Below are 385 nucleotides of genomic sequence, written 5' to 3' on the forward strand. Positions count from 1 at the left end.
CTCGCCGGGCGCATTGTTCCTGGCGACGACGACGCGGTCACGGCCTTCCGCCTTGGCGTCGTATTGGGCGTGGTCGGCGGCGTTGGTCAGCTCGGCCCAGCCGGCGCCATGCTCGGGATAGGCGGCGACGCCGAATGAGGCGGTGACGGTGCCGAGCGTGCGGCCGCGATGCGCCAGATGCAGCTGCTTGATCGCCTGGCGCAGCGTTTCCGCGCGCTGGGCGCCCTCTTCGAGCGATGCCCCCGGCATGACCAGCGCGAATTCCTCGCCGCCATAGCGCGACACGACATCGCTGTCGCGGGCATGCTCGATCAGGGTTGCCGCGACCTGCTTCAGCACGAGGTCGCCGGCTTCGTGGCCGAACGTATCGTTGAACTGCTTGAAG

The 385-nt window shown here is 68.8% G+C and carries 1 protein-coding gene; it reads right to left on the bottom strand.

All coding sequences use genetic code 11. The annotated features are described in order from the left end of the window. Positions 1 to 385, bottom strand: a 385-nt coding sequence (locus tag EOA29_RS40920) for a GGDEF domain-containing protein (protein ID WP_145970218.1), incomplete at both ends; no start/stop codon positions are given.

This window comes from Mesorhizobium sp. M1E.F.Ca.ET.063.01.1.1 (assembly GCF_003998155.1).
Taxonomy (GTDB): domain Bacteria; phylum Pseudomonadota; class Alphaproteobacteria; order Rhizobiales; family Rhizobiaceae; genus Mesorhizobium.